1 protein-coding gene and 1 pseudogene are annotated in these 879 nt (G+C 59.5%); both read left to right on the top strand.

Annotated features, from left to right (window positions below):
* Positions 1-585, top strand: a pseudogene (locus tag BP822_RS03125) (DNA polymerase II large subunit); the annotation flags it as partial.
* Between the two features lie 32 nt (positions 586-617).
* Positions 618-854 carry a hypothetical protein gene (locus tag BP822_RS03120; RefSeq protein WP_286877724.1) on the top strand — a complete coding sequence of 79 codons (237 nt, stop codon included), beginning with the start codon at positions 618-620 and terminating at the stop codon, positions 852-854.
* The last annotated feature ends 25 nt before the right edge of the window (positions 855-879 follow it).

Here is an 879-nt window from a genome sequence, read left to right as displayed (position 1 = left end):
CCGGTCTATCCCCTGGAGTTCTACGAGGCCACCCTCACCAACACCAGCCCCAAGGACCTGGAGGGGAGGTTCGATCTGGTGTCCAAGCGGCTGGGCACCGACCAGCAGTATGAGGGGTTCAACTTCAGTCATGCCACCACGGACATAGCTGCCGGGCCGAAGAACAGCGCCTACAAGACACTGGAGACCATGATCGATAAGATGGATGCCCAGCTGGAGCTGGCGCGGATGATCCGGGCGGTGGACGAGCAGGACGTAGCTGAGCGGGTGATCAACTCTCATTTCCTGCCCGACCTGATCGGCAATCTGCATGCTTTCTCCAAGCAGAAGGTGAGGTGCGTGAAGTGCGGAGCCAAGTACAGGCGGCCTCCACTGAAGGAGACCTGCCCCAAATGCGGCGGCAGGATGATTCTCACTGTGCACGAGGGCAGCGTGAGGAAGTACCTGGAGGTCTCGATCAAGGTGGCAGAGGAGTATGGGGTGAGCAGCTACACCAAGCAGAGGCTGCAGCTACTGAAGATGGAGATCGACTCCCTCTTCAAGAACGAGAAGGCCAGGCAGACCGGTCTCGCGGATTTCATGTGATTGTGCGAGTCGCCCACTGAAAAGCAGCTCGTGTGAAAGGATCGAACAGAATTTGCCGCCACGTCATCTACTCCATCGCCATCTCCCTGCCCATCACCCCCTCCGAGCCCCTCCCCCCTTTGCCCGACATCCCCCGCGGCTCGCTGTTGATCGTGCAGAGGTGCCATCTAGCGCTATGGCATGGCACTGCACAAATTGCACACCTCGCCCGCAGCAGCAATCTCTTTCTACGATCCGCGTCTCAGGACGGCACGCACAGCCAGGAGTAGCAAGTGGGCCAGGTGGTGGATGTGA

The organism is Methanosaeta sp. UBA458, from assembly GCF_002496085.1.
Lineage (GTDB): Archaea > Halobacteriota > Methanosarcinia > Methanotrichales > Methanotrichaceae > Methanothrix > Methanothrix soehngenii.
Note: the sequence above shows the minus strand (reverse complement) of the source record. Positions and strands in the feature narration are given on the sequence as shown.